This is a genomic window from Psychrobacter nivimaris (assembly GCF_009812035.1).
In the GTDB taxonomy this organism is placed as follows: domain Bacteria; phylum Pseudomonadota; class Gammaproteobacteria; order Pseudomonadales; family Moraxellaceae; genus Psychrobacter; species Psychrobacter nivimaris.
Map to the genome: position 1 here is coordinate 75040 of NZ_VZIZ01000011.1, position 16229 is coordinate 91268.

Sequence of the window (16229 nt, forward strand, 5' to 3'; positions counted from 1 at the left end):
ATTACTATGACTTCTTAGAAACAAAAGCGAATAAATGACTAGGGTAAATTGGTTTTAGACATATCTACGTCTGTAGTTTCACTGCCATTTTGGTACAGATACTTATACATCCATGGCGATCTGCCATAAAAAGCACCATTTATTTGAGTTTGCTCTATCAAGTACTCACGAAATCTCAAATAAAATTTATTATCTGGGCCCTTAGGCTGCTGCCAAAAATCATCAAGCGGCTTTTGATCTGTTAGCTTAGGAATATCGTAAATTGCACGACCCATAACCTTAGTAGGTTTCTTATGATAAACCGACTGCAAGCCTGTCGTACTGTTAATAGTCACCATGCCAATACTATATTTCATCAAAGTTGGCAGGTGCATATCACAACCATAGAAAACACGATGAGACACTTGATAGCGCTCAGCTAGGCTAGCTACCAGCTCCCGATAGTCTCTATGACCACGATCCAATGGATGATGCTTAAACACAAGTAACTGTTTTTGCTTAGCAAATTTTGCAAAGCTTGCGATAGACTCATCAATGAACTGTACCACATCACGATAATCACTATGATGGGTAATCTGTGAGTCATTATGCACTTGCAAACTAATCAAAAAGTAATTGTTACTTTCTTGCTTGATCAGTCTATTTTGCAATTGTTTATCTGGCAAATATCCTCGTAGCTTCCGCCACGGTGCTTTTAACCAAGCGATGGCCTCTTGCCAAGCGGTCATACCACGATAATGCGAATAATGTGGATAACGACTTTTATAAAGCCAAGCAATGATGTAATAGACGATGGCCGCGATACTTAAGCGATAAAATCGATTATGTGTGTATAAAGGCTGATCATTGGCTTTCTTAAGTGCTTTAATCTCAGCAGTGTTTAGACGTGAATAGCCATTAATCCCATGCTCTTGTAAGGTAATGTAATCAGGACGCAAGTACCCTTCTTCAAAGACAAAAAATGAAATACCTAGCTTCTCACTGATACACGCTGCTTGAGTATGATGCGGTCGACAATCGCCAAAGCATACAATCGCATCAATGGCATTTTCTTTAATGAACGCCTGCAACCAAGAGGAAAATTGCGCTAATGTATTGGTATATTCGTAGGTATTGTCGTGATGATAAAAAAAGGCATCGCCTGCATTAAAATTGATTTTACTTACTTTAATATCTTGAGTTTGCAAGAATGACGAAAAGCGATTAAAAAACCCACCCATTTTCCCTTGTAGTAGCAAGACATGTCGATGAGTAAGCAAGTGAGACATCGAAGCTGCCATAATACAGGGCTACCATTAAATGAGAAAATAAGAAATAAAAATGAGAAAGGTCGTGCAACCGTGTGAAAACACATAGCGTAAAAGTGATTATACCGAAAAAGCATCTATTTGTCGCAATGCAATTATACGGTGCTACTCTAATAAATTAACGAGACATTTTACGCAATTTCTGTTGCCACTGGTGACGCTGCTGCATAAAACGTGTGGTCGCGTGACGTTTAAACTTTGTAGATAAAGACGAGTTCACAGTCTTAGCTGAACTATTTGAAGTACTAGCCATTTCAGATTGCGATTCTTCACTATTCGCAAGCAGATGCGAGTCTTTGAGAGGGTATAAATAATCGATCACCTGTTCTACTTGTGCTAATCCATAGCCATCAGGCAGACGATACAACGGGTAACATATAAGCGCGCCATATATTAGCTGCTCAAGAGTCAAAGGTATATCTCGTTGACGCCTTTTTAGATAGGTATATTTCGGTAGCGACTGCCCGTCAATATCTGTGGTCAACCCCCAACCTGCATAAAATGGTAAACCATAGCAGGTGACGTCCAATCCACGCAGCAACGCTTCAAAACCAGTCAGTGAGCTGATCGTATGAACCTCATCCACCCATTCTAAACAATCAGGCATGGCAGTATCGTAGGCAACCGCTTGAACTTGTTGTAGATGAGCTTCTGATACTTTACCTGCTCGCAGTCCTGCCTCAACATCAGGATGCGGCTTATAAATCAAATAAGCGTCTGGGTTATCTTGTCGTACACGTTCGATCAAACCACTGTTTGTCTTTATTGTGGAACCGCAGTACTGTACTGACAAATCGTCCTCTACCTGACCGATAATAAGAACACGTCGTCTCCCAGATATTTTGGCATCCTGCATCCACGAGTTATTTTGAATACTAGAAACATCTATACCAACCCCAACATTGTATTTACTTACCCGCTGATTCAGCAGTTTGTCTTGCAGTTTGTTTACGCGAAGACGCTGTTCAGAACTTAATGGCTGACAATTTTGCAGCAATGTTTCTAAGTCTGAAGGCTGGGTCGCATCGTAATAAATACCTTGTTTGTCTATGACAACAGACAGTGGTGCGAGTAAAGTAGCACCTAAACCATTTGATCGGATAAACCCATCTTCCATACAATAAATAGCTGGCATGTCCGAGCTTTGTTCAGCAAGTTTACTCTGTAGCTTCTTCTGTACTTGCTGACGTTTGGCCAAACCCCATACCAATAAAGGCTGGCTGAAATTGACACGGAAATGGTCTAGATGTAGAAGATTTTTTAGACGCGGTTTTGGTTTAACGAATAATGTCGTACGCGGTAGGTCTATAAAGGCTTTGACAAATGGCAGCTTCCAACGACTAAATTCATATATCGTCAAATCGCCTTCAAGACGCGCTTGCCACCACCGATTGGTCACCAACCACTCAATGGCTGTATCGATATCACAAGCTTGTTTCGTTGCTGGATCTACATAACGACTATAATTAACATAAGCACTATAAAATAATGTTTCTAATGACGTTTCAAGCGTCTTATGTGACGTGGCAGGAAACATTGCTGAGTTTGACAAATCTCTATTACTGAGAAGTATCTCAGCTGACTCTAAACGACGTTTCTCAACTGCTTTAAGTAAGTTTTTAGGTGCATTAGTGTCATCGGTCAGCCCCCATCCGCTATACCAGCTGACTCCAAAGCAATGTACTTTTTTACCTAGCATTAATGCTTCAAAGCCCATATGTGAGCTGACGGTATAGACATCACTTACTTGCTTAAGCAGTTCAATAGGATTGAGAGATTCAGTCAATAGCCTAACGTTTTTAGGCAGTTTTAAGTTGGATAAGTAGCCTGATTTTGACGCAGGATGAGCCTTTATCCAAATATGGGCGTTAGGATGGTTGTGGCATGCAGATTTTAGCATCTTCTTAAATTGACGTTTATTCGCACCAGCACCTTTAACAGAGGCATCACCCGCTACCTGATCAATCAACAAGATATGTAATGGTGAAACACTTTCTTTTTCGTTAATATTTTCTTCATTAATCAATTTGTCCAACGACGGACAATCGATTATGGAATTATATTTACTCAGTTTTTCTTCGCATATACGTGTCATCAGATGATGAGCACGTGCCTCGTCTGCTGCGCGATCATTGCTAGTACTCTTGGTGCGCTCAACAATCAACTGCTCGAGGCGCGAGTGATGCGTCATATCAAAGTAGATACCAACGTCATCGATAACCACACTCAAACCGTGGCGACTATTAATACCTGAATCTAATGAACGCAAAAATCCATCTTCAATACTGAAAGCATTCACATTCTGACGAGTGGCGGCTTTATTAGCTCTTTGGAAGCTTTTCTTATGCCCCCATCCAATAAATGCCTCAGGTTGTGATTTTTTCTTGCGATTTATCAGGCTGTGTTGCAAGCCTGACCACGGATACCAGCGCTGGATATTGGCTTGTAACACTTGCGAGAGTAGCAAGTTATTGCGGCACATACCTTTACCAACTACTGCCAGTTGCTTTGGTGATTGGTACTGTGACGATGGCGAAAGTAGCGCATGATCAGAGGTGGACATAGTAGATACCTTGATTTCATTCGCTGCTTCTTTTGCCATATCTTTGATACCTTTACTCATTGGTTTTGGTTAAATTCGTTCAACAGTCATCGTTAAGTCATGACTGGCTAACCGTTATAGATCTAAAACTACCTTGGCAGCAATTGCTAACTGATAAACAATCTGTGATAGACCGCGCGCAATCTCCACACGCTTAGTTTTGACTTTCGGTAATACCATAATCTCGTCACCCTGCTGGATACGATACGCAGTATTGACCACTTGGCTCGCTCCATTTTGATGAATAATTAAGATATCCTTTGTATCAGCGTTATCAGAGAAACCACCAGAATTAGCCACATAATCCCCAACGGTATAGTCAGGATTAAAGGTAAGTGCCCCTTGTGCTCGTACTTGACCATTGACTGTAATGACTGATGTTTGGGCTGGTATCTCAATGATGTCGCCTTGTTGCAGAATAATATCTTGCCATGAGTTTGGTACCACAACGATTTGACCATCGGTTTGTACATTACGAGCTTTAGCGACGAACTGTTTGACCAATGCTGCATCATCTTGACGTAGTGCAGCTTCTTCACGAGTCGTTGACTGGGTAGCAAGTGTTAGCTCTTCTAGACGATCGAGCGACTCGTTAATCATGCGTTTTTGTTGTTCAGCAACAGATTCGCGGTAGATTGTTAAATGCGTCAATTTCGCCAATGGGCTTGGCTGTAATTGTGGCACGATATCTTTTAGACGCGCGCCATATGGCACAACCATCGCGCCATTACCAGTATGCGCACCTTTTACCTGTACAGCGATGGTGCCTGCATAACGATCTGAGGTTACTACCATTTGATCGCCGTTATAGACGGGAACATTTTGGGCTTCACTTAATGAGTAGTATTCTGCCGTTTGTGCACGTCCTGCACTGCGAGTGATACTGATATTAGTAGCATTGGCTGCCGGATTAGACACTTGTAACACATCACCAATAGTCAGATCATTCACATCAAACTCGAAGGTATATTCGTTTTGAACTTGACCGCTTACCACAAATGTCTTTTTCTGTGGTGCCACGGTGATGACATCACCATCACGAAATGAAAAAGCCTGTAATTTACCTGCTAGCAAAAAGTCATATAAATTGACTTGCTGTAGCATTTGACCATTGCGCTTGATTTGAATGTCGATATAACTACCGCGTGTTGGGTCAACGCCGCCTGCTCTATCTAAATAAGACAATACCGAGTCTGCTGCTAGACCACCGTAATAGCCTGGCTGCTTAACAAAACCTGTGACGAATACTTTAACTGGTTGCGCCTGCTCTAATGAAGCATAAACCCCTACATTCGAGCGGTAGATACGACTGACAGCATTTTTGACCACGTTTTGTAAGCTGCCATTTTGCACACCAGAGACGCGGACTGGTCCAACGTTCGGTAAGAAAATATTACCTTGTGGATCGACGGTCATGGTAGCAGCATACTGGTAAGCGCCCCACATTCTTACTTGGACGTTATCGCCAGGGTTAATCACATAACTGTCATTAAAGGTAGAGCCTGAAGTCGTCGAAAATGCCCCACGGAACAATTGCTCACCGAACATCATATCTTGAGTTTTAATATCTTGATAAGGACGCGTGGTATTAATAACTGACTGACTTGGTAAGCTTGCTGCGTTAACCGCTTCTTGGGTTGTTGCTTGCCCTGGTACTGCCCCAGCAAATGCTTGGGTAGACACGTTAATATTGCTCTGGTTCTGAGATTGACTCATGTTATTACTGCTTGTGCCAAAGCCTGAACCTGATATTTGATCTGCATAACTGCTTGCAGCTGTTGCAGACATACTAGTCGCCGCCATTGCCAAACTTGTCGCTATCACGATAGAACGTGGTTTCATATTCATGAGTTATATTCCTTTCCTGATCTATCGATCATTACTGATATCTGGTTTTTCAAGATTAGCTACGGTGATCACGGACAACTGCCATTACCAAACGCACAAATCCATATAGCATTAAGAGCAACGCAAGCGATGTCCAAATGAGATACGCTTGGCGCGGATATGTTGCATCTTCAGCTTCATAGGGCGTTGAGATCACAATCAAGTTTTTCATTTTCTTGAATGCTTCTAGTCTTGATTTTTCAAGCGATGACAACGACAATTTATACAACTCGGTAGCAAAATCCACATCTGCCTTGATGGTCTCAAACTGTACCGCTTGACGGTTTAATTTGGTTGTATTTGGCGAGGTCAATTTGGTTTGTTCTTGAGTGATTTGCTCTTCAACGGCCTTTATCTGGCTTCTTAGTGAAACCACTTGCGGCGCATCTGGATTTAGATAACTGAGTAACTGGCGCTCTTCGGTACGCAACGAGCTTAATTGTGCTTGTAAGCTACCAATTAACTGATTGACGATCTGTGCATTGGCCTGTGGATCATAGATTTCGTTTTCGTTCTGATAGTTTAATAGCTGCTCTTTGGCATCATTTAGGCGCTCTTCTGATTCATTTAACTGAGTTTCTGCAAACGCTAATTGATCACGAGCTACTTCTTGCGAAATACGGTTTACGAACTGTTCAGACTCTCCCAAGATAGCTTTGTTCAGCTCAAAAGCATACTTTGAGTCAAAGCCTTCTGTTGATACCGAAAGCACATAGCTCTGCTCATCGAGATCAATGTGAACCCGTTTCTTGAAGTATTCGAGCAAATCTTCCTGAGTCGCATCAGGATCGATTTCATAAATAGGGTCTGAACCATCAACATGGTAAGCTTCACGAAATTTAAACTTATTATCGAGTCGCTTCACCATATCATTCGACAAAATATACTCTGTCAAATAGGTCGCATCTTCTTTACTGGTACTATTAACGCCCAATAGAGCTGATATACCACCACCAGATGGTACGCTAGACTCGCTAACCTGCTTAACCACTACATCTGCAGTAGAAACAAATCTTGGGTGGGCTATAGTCATGACATAGAATATCACCAACACCCAAGGCAAAATCACTAAGCCGATGAAAAGCGAAAAATTGAGTATGTTATTTTTTTGCTTTGTGGACATGCTTTTCATAAACTTTAATCGCTTCTGTTATATCATCAAACACATGTGCTGTCTGATCCATTAATACAATACCAATGTCGCAGCTTGCAGTTATATCTTTTAAACTGTGAGATACCATTAGTACTCCAGACGTTTCTTTTCGAGCCTTCAAAATCTCTCTTGATCTTTTTTTGAAGGCTGCATCACCAACAGCACCCACTTCATCAAGCATATAGTAATCAAAATCAAAAGCTAAACTTAATCCAAAGACAAGCCTTGACTTCATACCAGATGAGTAACTACGTACAGGCATATCGAAATACTTACCGATATCTGCAAACTCTTCTACAAAACGAATTTTTTCGTCGATATAAGGACCGCTTGAATAAAGACGACAAACAAAACGTACGTTTTGACGACCGGTCAAACTTCCTTGAAAACCACCTGCCACCCCTACTGGCCAAGAGATGGTTGAGTCGCTAATAATTTCACCGTGGTCTGGCTCATCAAGGCCACATATAATACGTAGCAAGGTTGACTTGCCCGCACCGTTACGACCTAACAAACCAACACTTTGCTTATCACCAATGGTTAGATTCAAGTCTTTAAACAGATAATGCCGACCTTTTGTAGTCATAAATGACTTTGAAACATTCTTAACTTCAATCATTTATTTACCATAAATTATCAATAACATGAATAAAATATCGATTAAATTTCAATCTACTTACTTAGAACGTATCAGATCTTTTTCAACTGCTTTATACATCAGAAGCCCTAAAAAATTTATACCAATTGTCCACTCTAAAAAATAACCTATATCAATGTAATAGGAGGGATAATTTGGGGCTAGAGAGTGTTTTATAAGCTCCAAATTGTGCACTAATGGATTATATAACAAATAACTAAAATAAGGTTCTGGAACAATAAGTAAAGGGAAAATAACACCTGAAGTAAAATATAGAATTGTAAAAAATATTGTTATTACTTTAGATATCTCACCACCATAATGTCCAACAACCATCATAATAAGCGCTGTGCCAAATCCAAATAAAAAAAGTGTTATCCAGCAAAAAATAACAATATGTAAGTTACCTAGACTTGGAAATATACCGAAAAAAGACAATCCAGCTAATAATAAGATAAAAGTAAAAAAATAAATAATAAGTTCAAGAAATGAGCGAGCAATAATAACATCTATATGCCGAATTGCTCTATATATAAGCAAGCCACGATTACCTTCGACAGCACCTAGCGCTCTCGTTGCCATCTTTTGGAACATACGAAAAGGCACCATGCCTGCCACTAAGAATAATGAAAAATTCATCCCTGGTACTAAGCGCTCACGAATAGCCCCAAAAATTACTAAAAAAATTAATATCTGAAAAAGAACCTCAAGTGGCGCCCATAGATAGCCCAAGCGATAGCCGCCGAAGCGCGTTTGGAGCTCACGCATTAGTAAAGCATGAAATGCGGCACCCATGACTTTAAGGCCACTACGATGCTGAACAGGACGATAAGGAGGTAATTGTATAGACATGGCGTTACAGGACTTTACCGAAAACAGCCCCTATGATAAGTAAGCGCGACATAAGTTACAAGAATTAATCTGTACATATCCTGATAAACCTATGATTTAGTAAGAAATCTGTAAGTAAATCACACCTAAAACGCTATCTATCAATTGCTTCTAGTTTATAAAACCACTTATTTTAGGCAAAAAAAAACCAATCTCGATAGATTGGTTTTTTTCGTACTGCTATATATGGTGGCGATGAAGAGACTTGAACTCTTGACCTCACGATTATGAGTCATGCGCTCTAACCAGCTGAGCTACATCGCCGTTTTAGGCTGCACATTATGCCCAAGCTGTTGACTGCCGTCAACCCCTAATAAGCATTTTTTGCAAAAAAATGAATTTAATTCAGATTAATTGCAACTATTACTATAACAAACAATAAAAAAGGTTTGGTAAACCGATAAGCCGGGTTCTGTCGTGGACGATCATTCCTCTAGGCGTATCATCGCTAATACGCTCAAGCAACCTACCCGCATCGAACGCGGGCCGCGCCATGCCGATGCCTATTTGGTCTTGCTACGCGTGGAGTTTACCATGCCGTGAACTGTTGCCAGCCACGCGGTGCGCTCTTACCGCACCCTTTCACCCTTACCGATAATACCCTAAGATACTAAAGGCGGTCTACTCTCTGCTGCACTGGTCGTCAAGTTACCCTGCCCAGCCGTTAGCTGGCACGCTGCCCTATGTAGCCCGGACTTTCCTCCCCTGCTCATCTGTTGCCAGTGTACAGCGGCGATCGCCTAGTCTACCAAGCGCGCTAGTATAGCAAACTTATTACATTCTGCGCATGTCTTTTGGATTTATTTTTGTGGACAACACAAATAGGTTAAACAAAATTTTCTGGTAGTGTTTCAATATTACCGACCAGATTATCTTTTAGATATGGTATTTGTAGCCAATGCGCTTCGGGATAATGATTGTCCAAATATCTTCGTAGAAATTCAATAGTGCTATTTGCGATCTCAGTATCCGTTTGTTCAGCATCGTCATGGATATGATTATAAATTACGCTATGTACTATTAATCCTCGCGATTTTATAGCTTCTAAACTCAGCAAAGTGTGATTGATGCTGCCCAATCGACCAGAGGTGACCAAGACAATAGGATAGCCTTGCTCGGCAATATAGTCTAACGTGAGTAGATTCTCTGTAATGGGCACAAGCAAACCACCTGCACCTTCTAGTAGTACCAGCTCATACTCAGATTGCAGGCGCTTAGTAGCTTTAGTAATAATTTCAATATCGAGGGGATAGTTGGCTAATGTTGCTGACAAATGCGGTGATGCAGGCTTCTCGTAGCGATAAGGGCAGGTGGTAAAATCGAGGTCACATGACTGTAGTGGGATCGCCATTAATTGACGATGAGTAATAATATCATCAGCGACATTCATCTCACTAGTATTTGGATTGATCGATACGCCCGTTTGTACTAACTTTTGAGTAATGACATCTAAGCCTTGCTGCATAAGCGCTTTGGCAAGCAGTCCAGTAGCATAGGTTTTACCAATATCGGTATCGATACCAGAAACAAATAAAACACTCATGGTTGACCTCGGTTTTCTAAATAAGTATGCACTACTTTTAGCAGTGATTGGCATAAGGTAGTCAGCTCATCATCAGTAATCATGTAGGGTGGCATGATATACACCAGCTTGCCAAATGGTCTGACCCAGATACCATTATCAATCAACAAAGACTGAAAAATGGGCATATCGACCGCTTCGTCCAGCTCAATCACAGCGACTGCACCCAAGCAGCGCACCTCGGCAACACCGTCTAATAACGCAGCAGGCGCTAACTGCTGTTCCATAATAGTCTGCATGTTTGCGGTACACGCTTCAATCTCATAAGACGTAATCAAATCAATCGATGCGCACGCAACTGCACAAGCCAGTGGGTTGCCCATAAAGGTTGGGCCATGCATAAGGGCTGGATAGTCACTATTATGAATGGTATCGGCAACTTTTCGGGTACATAGCGTTGCAGCAAAAGTCATATAACCACCCGTCAGCGCCTTGCCAATGGTCATGATATCAGGGCTGATGCCAGCATGTTCACACGCAAATAATTTACCACTACGACCAAACCCAGTGGCAATTTCATCCGCGATCAAGAGTACATCATATTCATCGCACAGTTGACGCAGCAATTGCAGATATTCAGGATTATAAAAACGCATTCCGCCTGCGCCCTGAATAATTGGCTCAATGATAAACCCCGCCAGCTGCTCACCATACTTGAAAAAAAACTGAGCTAACGATTCACGCTCATCCACTGTCAAGGCGCGATCAAAGCCAAGTGGCGGCGCAGGGACGAAATGCTGCATCGGTAATTGCTTGCCATATAGGCTGTGCATACCATTAACAGGATCACAGACACTCATGGCATGCCACGTGTCTCCGTAATACCCTGAATGGGTTGATGCAAACTGTTGCTTATTTGGGCGCTTGGCAGCCACTTGATATTGCAGCGCCATCTTTAGTGCCACTTCTACCGCAATACTGCCACTGTCAGCATAAAAAATTGCCTCAAGTCCAGTAGGTACAATATCGAGCAGTTTTTTGCCCAAATCTATCGCCGGCTGATGGGTTAACCCACCAAACATGACATGCGCCATTTTACCCAACTGCTGAGTCAGTGCTTCATTCAGTTTTGGATGGTTATAACCATGAACGCTCGCCCACCATGATGACATACCATCGATCAGGTGTGTGCCATCTTCGGTGATGATATAAATACCTTCGGCACGATCAATTACGATATTAGGATAAGTGGGTGGCAGGCTAGCATAAGGATGCCAAAGGTGTTGCTGATCAAAGTCGTTTGTGACTTGGATGGATTGCGTGGTTGTTGTTTGCGTGGTTATTATTTCCATAGTCATCGTGTTGTCCCTAAAACGTTGTAAACCCAAACGCCATCAATCACTTATAAATACTTTATTGACCCGTAATACGTTTGTATTTAGATAGCAGGTCGCTTTCAGTCTCAACATGATTGGGATCGTGAGGAATACAGTCGACTGGGCAAATCACAACGCATTGCGGCTCGTCAAAATGTCCGACACATTCTGTACATAGATCAGGGTCGATGACATAGATATCATCCCCTTCTGAGATGGCTTCATTGGGGCAAGCAGGCTCGCACACATCACAGTTGATGCACTCATCAGTGATTAATAGTGCCATGAACTGTTCCTTATATTTTTGCTTGTATTAGGGCTTGTCCCTAATTCAAACGTTTATCACTAAATGGGCTAAAAATGGCTAAATCTTTGGCAAACGGCGTCAAATAACTGGTCAATATCTCGATATTATCTGCACTATTTTTCTTGTTTGCCTACGATTTATCTAATTTTTATCACTATTTTTAAAATAGGGACATGCCCTACTCCTATATGACTGCTCCTTACTATTTTAGCAAGTGCTAGCAGCATATCTTTAATGCAGCATCTTTTATTTAATATTTAGCTTTTTATCGAATGCTTGCAAAACGCAGGGAGGAACGAATTTGTTAACGTCACCGCCAAGCTTGGCAATTTCGCGAATCATGGTAGATGAGATAAATGAGTAATTTTGAGATGGGGTCAAGAACACTGCCTCAAAGTTTTCATCAAGCTCACGATTCATATTGGCTAGCTGAAACTCATACTCAAAATCTGACATCGCTCGCAAGCCACGCAAAACTGCCGTGGCGTTTTTTTCACGCATAAAATCAACAAGCAGCCCTTCAAAACCAATGACAGATACTTGCGGTAAATCAGCAAATACGGTTTCGACCAAAGCAACGCGTTCTTCAAAATTAAACAAGGGTTTTTTATGATGGCCTGAGGCAACCGCGATAACGACCTCATCAAATAGCTTGACGGCGCGTGTGACCAAATCTACATGACCGTTGGTAATAGGATCAAAAGTACCAGGATATAGGATTTTGGTATGTAGCTTTGAGGAATTAGAAGAAATAGAGTGGCTCATAGCATGACTGATATAATCGGTGATATTAGGCCATATGCTAGCAAATTTTGCTCAAACTTAATACTTATCTGCTACATTTGTCCTAAGAGCTGATTTACCTTTTGATTAGAGGCTTTGATACAATAGGTGGTTCGACTCATCTGTCTTATAATCTAAATAAAGCTTAAGACTATATATTGGATTAAGATGAGGAACTAGTAGGACTGATCAGATAAGGCGCTCGCATTTTGGGCAAACCTTATGGAGAAATTATGTCAAAGAAATCAAAAAAACCTGATAATCAGATTTGCGCCAATAAAAAGGCGCGTCATGAGTATTTTATCGAAGAAGCTTTTGAAGCGGGACTGGCATTACAAGGTTGGGAAGTAAAAGCCATTCGTGCCGGAAAAATGACGATTACTGAAGCGTACGTCATATTCCGTAATAACGAAGCCTTCCTGTTCGGTGCGCACATTCAGCCATTGCTATCGAGCTCAACGCACGTTAGTCCAGACAGTATTCGTACCCGTAAACTGCTGCTGAACCGTCGTGAAATCGAAAAGCTGTCTGGGGCAATCAACCAAAAAGGCTATGCTTGCGTACCGCTATCTTGCTACTGGAAAAACTCACTAGTGAAATGCCAAATTGGTCTAGCCTTGGGTAAAAAGCAGCATGACAAGCGTAAAACGCTAAAAGATCGTGACTGGGAACGTGACAAGCAGCGTGGTTTCAAACAGCATTTAGATTAACTAGTATTCGCTTAATCTAAATAGAAAAGGACGGCTCAATAATTACTGAGTCGTCCTTTTTTGTTGTCTATCACATTTTTTAAATAGTCACCTTTATAACATCTATCCAGAGACTTTTTATGCCACCTGCTCTTCTAGAGACAATGCTGTCTTTCTACTAGCCTGACGCAATTGCCTAACACCATGAGCAATCAGACAACCAATACCTAACCAAATCAGACCATAGCTATAGATCATCGCTGACTCAAATGGGTTACCTAGTACGGTCACTGCCAAGATAAATAGCAACGCAGGCTCTAGATAGCTCATCATGCCATAGACGTTGACTGGTAGCATTTGACTAGCATCAATATTGGTCTTCATCGCCAAGACACTGAGAACACCTAAACCTACTAGCATCATGATAAAGAAACCAGAGCCGCTAACCAATGCCAAACTGCTTGGGGCAAAAAGGAATAAGTAAGCCAACGCAAAGGGCGCAAATATCGTTAAATCAACCAATAACCCAGTCACCGCACCGATTCCTTGCAGTCGGCGTAAAATGTAGTAAATAGGGTACGTACCGCATACCCATAGCGTCGCCCAAGAGACACTTTGCGTACGGATAACTTCGCTACCCACGCCCAGTGCGGCAAAGGCTACTGCCAACCATTGCAAACGGCTGAGTTTTTCACCAAAGAGGACACAACCAAACACCACCATCATCAATGGGAATAAGAAGTACCCCATCGCGGTTTGCACACCTTGGCCATTCACTGGCCCCCACATAAATAACCAAAACTGGCTGAGAAATATCGGTGTAGGTAATAGCAACCAAGCCCATTGCTTAGCGCCTTTTAACACTTTCAATTTATCAATGTGTAATCCTAGACGTCCACTTACCATCAGGTATCCAACCAACGCTGCCCACATTGCGAGCATACGCCAGATAAAAACTTGCGTCCCTGATAATGGCGCTAAAAAACTGCTATACGCATAGAGTACGCCAAATAGCACATTAGACAATATGGCAAAAGACACCCCTAATATCAGAGTGCGTTGTTGTGCGCTACCTGTCGTCCAAATCGCAGGTAGTGGCAAACGTGCAGCAGTCGTTGCTAGGGTATTAGCGAATACATTGGAGAACATTGAGATAGACATGATAAGCACCGTAGCTATTAATAGATGATAAAAAACCAATTGCTAGCTCTTATTTTGAAGCAGCTCTAATTGATATGATCTATTTTACTAGGCTGCTTTGATATATTATCTCTATATAGATATATTTATGAATAAAAATATCAAATACATGTCGTATAAACTATTATTTTCTTATATTAAACTTTATAGTGATAATATTTATAAAAAAAGATAAAAACTGCCGTTATTAAGGATGTCCTGATATGAGCCATACTTTAGATAATATTGATAAAGCTATTTTGAACTTGCTACAAGATGATGCGACATTACCGCTTAAAACTGTCGCAGAGCGAGTGCATGTCTCTATCGCGACGGCGCAGCGGCGTATACAGGCGCTCATAGATAGTGACGTGATTACCAAACAAGTAGCCATCGTCAATCCTGACAAAGTGGGCTACGGTCTGACGGCCGTAGTGATGATAGAAATGGAGCGCTCTAACACTTCAATGCAGCATCGGTTTGAGCGCTTGATGGATGCGCAATCACGAATCATGAGCTGCTATGAAGTATCTGGCGATTTTGACTTTATGCTCATGGTCAATGCCAAGAATATGAGCGACTATCATCAGTTCACCCGCAGCTTACTGACTTACGAAAATAATGTGCGCAATTTCAAAAGCCAGTTTGTGATGAACTTTACCAAAAGTGGCACGAAGATTTTGCTTGATTAAGACATCATATGTAGCATATCAAGAAATAAAATGATAAGAGTAGTGTAATTTTAAATATGGTAGCTAATGACGACTTTAAGGATTCTTGTTGTGCAAAATTTAAATACATTTTTAATGTTCAAAATAAATAGCTTACCTTACTTAAAACTCTCACTAAATAGCCTGTTTATTATAGGGTTATTTACAGTTGTATCTCTACCTACTTATGCCTATGATATTCAGCCTGTTTCAAATAGTTGCGATATTTATAAAAATATCGAACAATCTGATAAACCTATCACATTAAGCGAATTCAAAGAAACGCCAAATGGCATAGACATATATTCAGATAATTTTGCATTACAAGTGGCAAAATTTCAGCTCTGTCAAACAAAATATCCTTTCAGTAAGGATACGGATGTTATTAGCCAATATGCTAAATACGAGCAAGCATTATCTAGGTTTGCGAATAAAGCTATTAGCGACTTTCCTAAGAAAGATAGCTTAAGCCATAAACAAATAGAACAATTTAAATCTGATGGTGTTTACTATCAAGAGCAACTAGTCGAGCTTTACTTCCAGATGGCTCTAAATTACTACATAGGTGAATTTGTTCCTAAAGACGATAACAAAGCCATACAATACATGAGTAAGGTTGTAGACTATTTTCAACAAAATAAAGCAAACTCTTCAATTTGGCTAGATTATATGGTGGGTACAGGTTTAGTACGAAAAAATAGACGTGTAAGTCCAAACAACCCTATTATCTTACAGCAGGAAACTGAGACTGGATTAGGTATTGTAAGTACTGCATTATTATCCAAAGCTGGACATTTAGATAGCAAAGCTGTTCTATTGCTTGAGGCTTTCAATTATTGGCGGGCATCTCATGTTAACTCAAGTCAAAAAGAGCTTGAACAGTATTTACAGCCTCTTATTTCAGAGTTGACCGGTTACGCTGAACTGGGCAGTTACAAAGCAATAGAGGGCTTAGATGAGATTTATACTGAATTAGCTTTAACTGATGCGCGTTATGAGCCGAAAGCAAACTATTGGCAGAAGCAGTCAGAAAATATACCTCAAGACAATACTAGCTGGCATTAGTTCAATAGAGTATTAGCGAAAGATAACTGCAATCGACCCATTTTAAAAAGACTCCAATTATACTAGGGTGTGTTGACATATATAGAATAATTGATAATCATAGTGTTATGACTAGATTAAC

The 16229-nt window shown here is 41.0% G+C and carries 14 protein-coding genes, 1 tRNA gene and 1 other RNA gene; 3 read left to right on the plus strand and 13 right to left on the minus strand.

The features are described 5' to 3' along the window. Positions 1-38: 38 nt before the first annotated feature. From FQV37_RS04970 to coaD, 12 genes are all read right to left on the minus strand, one after another. Positions 39-1280 carry a capsule biosynthesis protein gene (locus FQV37_RS04970; RefSeq protein WP_205962052.1) on the minus strand — a complete coding sequence of 414 codons (1242 nt, stop codon included), beginning with the start codon at positions 1278-1280 and terminating at the stop codon, positions 39-41. Between the two features lie 145 nt (positions 1281-1425). Then, the gene (locus FQV37_RS04975) at positions 1426-3909 is read right to left on the minus strand and encodes a capsular polysaccharide biosynthesis protein (protein WP_240990949.1); all 2484 of its coding nucleotides are present in this window, start codon (positions 3907-3909) and stop codon (positions 1426-1428) included. Between the two features lie 75 nt (positions 3910-3984). Next, positions 3985-5757, minus strand: coding sequence for a polysaccharide biosynthesis/export family protein (locus FQV37_RS04980; protein WP_160021524.1), 1773 nt, complete (start codon positions 5755-5757; stop codon positions 3985-3987). A 55-nt stretch (positions 5758-5812) separates the two neighbouring features. Further along, complete coding sequence (locus FQV37_RS04985; protein ID WP_240990950.1) at positions 5813-6919, minus strand: KpsE/RkpR family capsule polysaccharide export protein; 1107 nt, start codon at positions 6917-6919, stop codon at positions 5813-5815. Then, the gene (locus FQV37_RS04990; RefSeq protein WP_102078774.1) at positions 6897-7568 is read right to left on the minus strand and encodes an ABC transporter ATP-binding protein; all 672 of its coding nucleotides are present in this window, start codon (positions 7566-7568) and stop codon (positions 6897-6899) included. Before FQV37_RS04990 ends, FQV37_RS04985 begins: the two co-directional genes overlap by 23 nt. Before the next feature lie 57 nt (positions 7569-7625). Beyond that, positions 7626-8438 (minus strand): ABC transporter permease, encoded by an 813-nt coding sequence (locus FQV37_RS04995; protein WP_160021525.1) that lies wholly within the window; start codon positions 8436-8438, stop codon positions 7626-7628. Between the two features lie 226 nt (positions 8439-8664). Beyond that, positions 8665-8741: transfer RNA gene (locus tag FQV37_RS05000), tRNA-Met, on the minus strand. 121 nt (positions 8742-8862) lie between these two features. Next, positions 8863-9229: RNase P RNA component class A (gene rnpB, locus FQV37_RS05005), an RNA gene on the minus strand. 74 nt (positions 9230-9303) lie between these two features. Then, positions 9304-10020 carry a dethiobiotin synthase gene (gene bioD / locus FQV37_RS05010; protein ID WP_160021526.1) on the minus strand — a complete coding sequence of 239 codons (717 nt, stop codon included), beginning with the start codon at positions 10018-10020 and terminating at the stop codon, positions 9304-9306. Next, a complete protein-coding gene (gene bioA / locus FQV37_RS05015; protein ID WP_240990951.1) occupies positions 10017-11357 on the minus strand; it encodes an adenosylmethionine--8-amino-7-oxononanoate transaminase in 1341 nt (446 codons plus the stop codon). The genes bioD and bioA overlap by 4 nt, the downstream gene beginning before the upstream one ends. 55 nt (positions 11358-11412) lie before the next feature. Continuing rightward, positions 11413-11661, minus strand: a complete 249-nt coding sequence (locus tag FQV37_RS05020) for a YfhL family 4Fe-4S dicluster ferredoxin (RefSeq protein ID WP_021814308.1) — start codon at positions 11659-11661, stop codon at positions 11413-11415. A 267-nt stretch (positions 11662-11928) separates the two neighbouring features. Next, a complete protein-coding gene (coaD, locus tag FQV37_RS05025; RefSeq protein WP_160021527.1) occupies positions 11929-12447 on the minus strand; it encodes a pantetheine-phosphate adenylyltransferase in 519 nt (172 codons plus the stop codon). A gap of 251 nt (positions 12448-12698) precedes the next feature. On the opposite strand from coaD, the gene smpB reads away from it, so the two are divergent. Continuing rightward, positions 12699-13175, plus strand: a complete 477-nt coding sequence (gene smpB, locus FQV37_RS05030; RefSeq protein WP_160021528.1) for an SsrA-binding protein SmpB — start codon at positions 12699-12701, stop codon at positions 13173-13175. A gap of 117 nt (positions 13176-13292) precedes the next feature. Here the strand turns inward: smpB and FQV37_RS05035 are convergent, their stop codons facing one another. Continuing rightward, positions 13293-14315: an EamA family transporter gene (locus FQV37_RS05035; RefSeq protein WP_240990952.1), complete on the minus strand. Its 1023-nt coding sequence runs from the start codon at positions 14313-14315 to the stop codon at positions 13293-13295. A gap of 242 nt (positions 14316-14557) precedes the next feature. Between FQV37_RS05035 and FQV37_RS05040 the strand changes: the two genes are divergently transcribed. Beyond that, positions 14558-15025: an Lrp/AsnC family transcriptional regulator gene (locus tag FQV37_RS05040; protein WP_160021529.1), complete on the plus strand. Its 468-nt coding sequence runs from the start codon at positions 14558-14560 to the stop codon at positions 15023-15025. A gap of 90 nt (positions 15026-15115) precedes the next feature. Further along, the gene (locus tag FQV37_RS05045; RefSeq protein ID WP_160021530.1) at positions 15116-16108 is read left to right on the plus strand and encodes a hypothetical protein; all 993 of its coding nucleotides are present in this window, start codon (positions 15116-15118) and stop codon (positions 16106-16108) included. Positions 16109-16229: the final 121 nt, after the last annotated feature.

Bases quoted from the DNA above. Each gene is read 5' to 3' on its own strand.
- bioD (WP_160021526.1), bottom strand. From the start codon at position 10,020: ATGAGTGTTTTATTTGTTTCTGGTATCGATACCGATATTGGTAAAACC.
- FQV37_RS04995 (WP_160021525.1), bottom strand. From the start codon at position 8,438: ATGTCTATACAATTACCTCCTTATCGTCCTGTTCAGCATCGTAGTGGC.
- smpB (WP_160021528.1), top strand. From the start codon at position 12,699: ATGTCAAAGAAATCAAAAAAACCTGATAATCAGATTTGCGCCAATAAA.
- FQV37_RS05040 (WP_160021529.1), top strand. From the start codon at position 14,558: ATGAGCCATACTTTAGATAATATTGATAAAGCTATTTTGAACTTGCTA.
- FQV37_RS04985 (WP_240990950.1), bottom strand. From the start codon at position 6,919: ATGTCCACAAAGCAAAAAAATAACATACTCAATTTTTCGCTTTTCATC.
- FQV37_RS04975 (WP_240990949.1), bottom strand. From the start codon at position 3,909: ATGGCAAAAGAAGCAGCGAATGAAATCAAGGTATCTACTATGTCCACC.
- FQV37_RS05020 (WP_021814308.1), bottom strand. From the start codon at position 11,661: ATGGCACTATTAATCACTGATGAGTGCATCAACTGTGATGTGTGCGAG.
- bioA (WP_240990951.1), bottom strand. From the start codon at position 11,357: ATGACTATGGAAATAATAACCACGCAAACAACAACCACGCAATCCATC.
- FQV37_RS04980 (WP_160021524.1), bottom strand. From the start codon at position 5,757: ATGAATATGAAACCACGTTCTATCGTGATAGCGACAAGTTTGGCAATG.
- FQV37_RS05035 (WP_240990952.1), bottom strand. From the start codon at position 14,315: ATGTCTATCTCAATGTTCTCCAATGTATTCGCTAATACCCTAGCAACG.
- coaD (WP_160021527.1), bottom strand. From the start codon at position 12,447: ATGAGCCACTCTATTTCTTCTAATTCCTCAAAGCTACATACCAAAATC.
- FQV37_RS04990 (WP_102078774.1), bottom strand. From the start codon at position 7,568: ATGATTGAAGTTAAGAATGTTTCAAAGTCATTTATGACTACAAAAGGT.
- FQV37_RS04970 (WP_205962052.1), bottom strand. From the start codon at position 1,280: ATGGCAGCTTCGATGTCTCACTTGCTTACTCATCGACATGTCTTGCTA.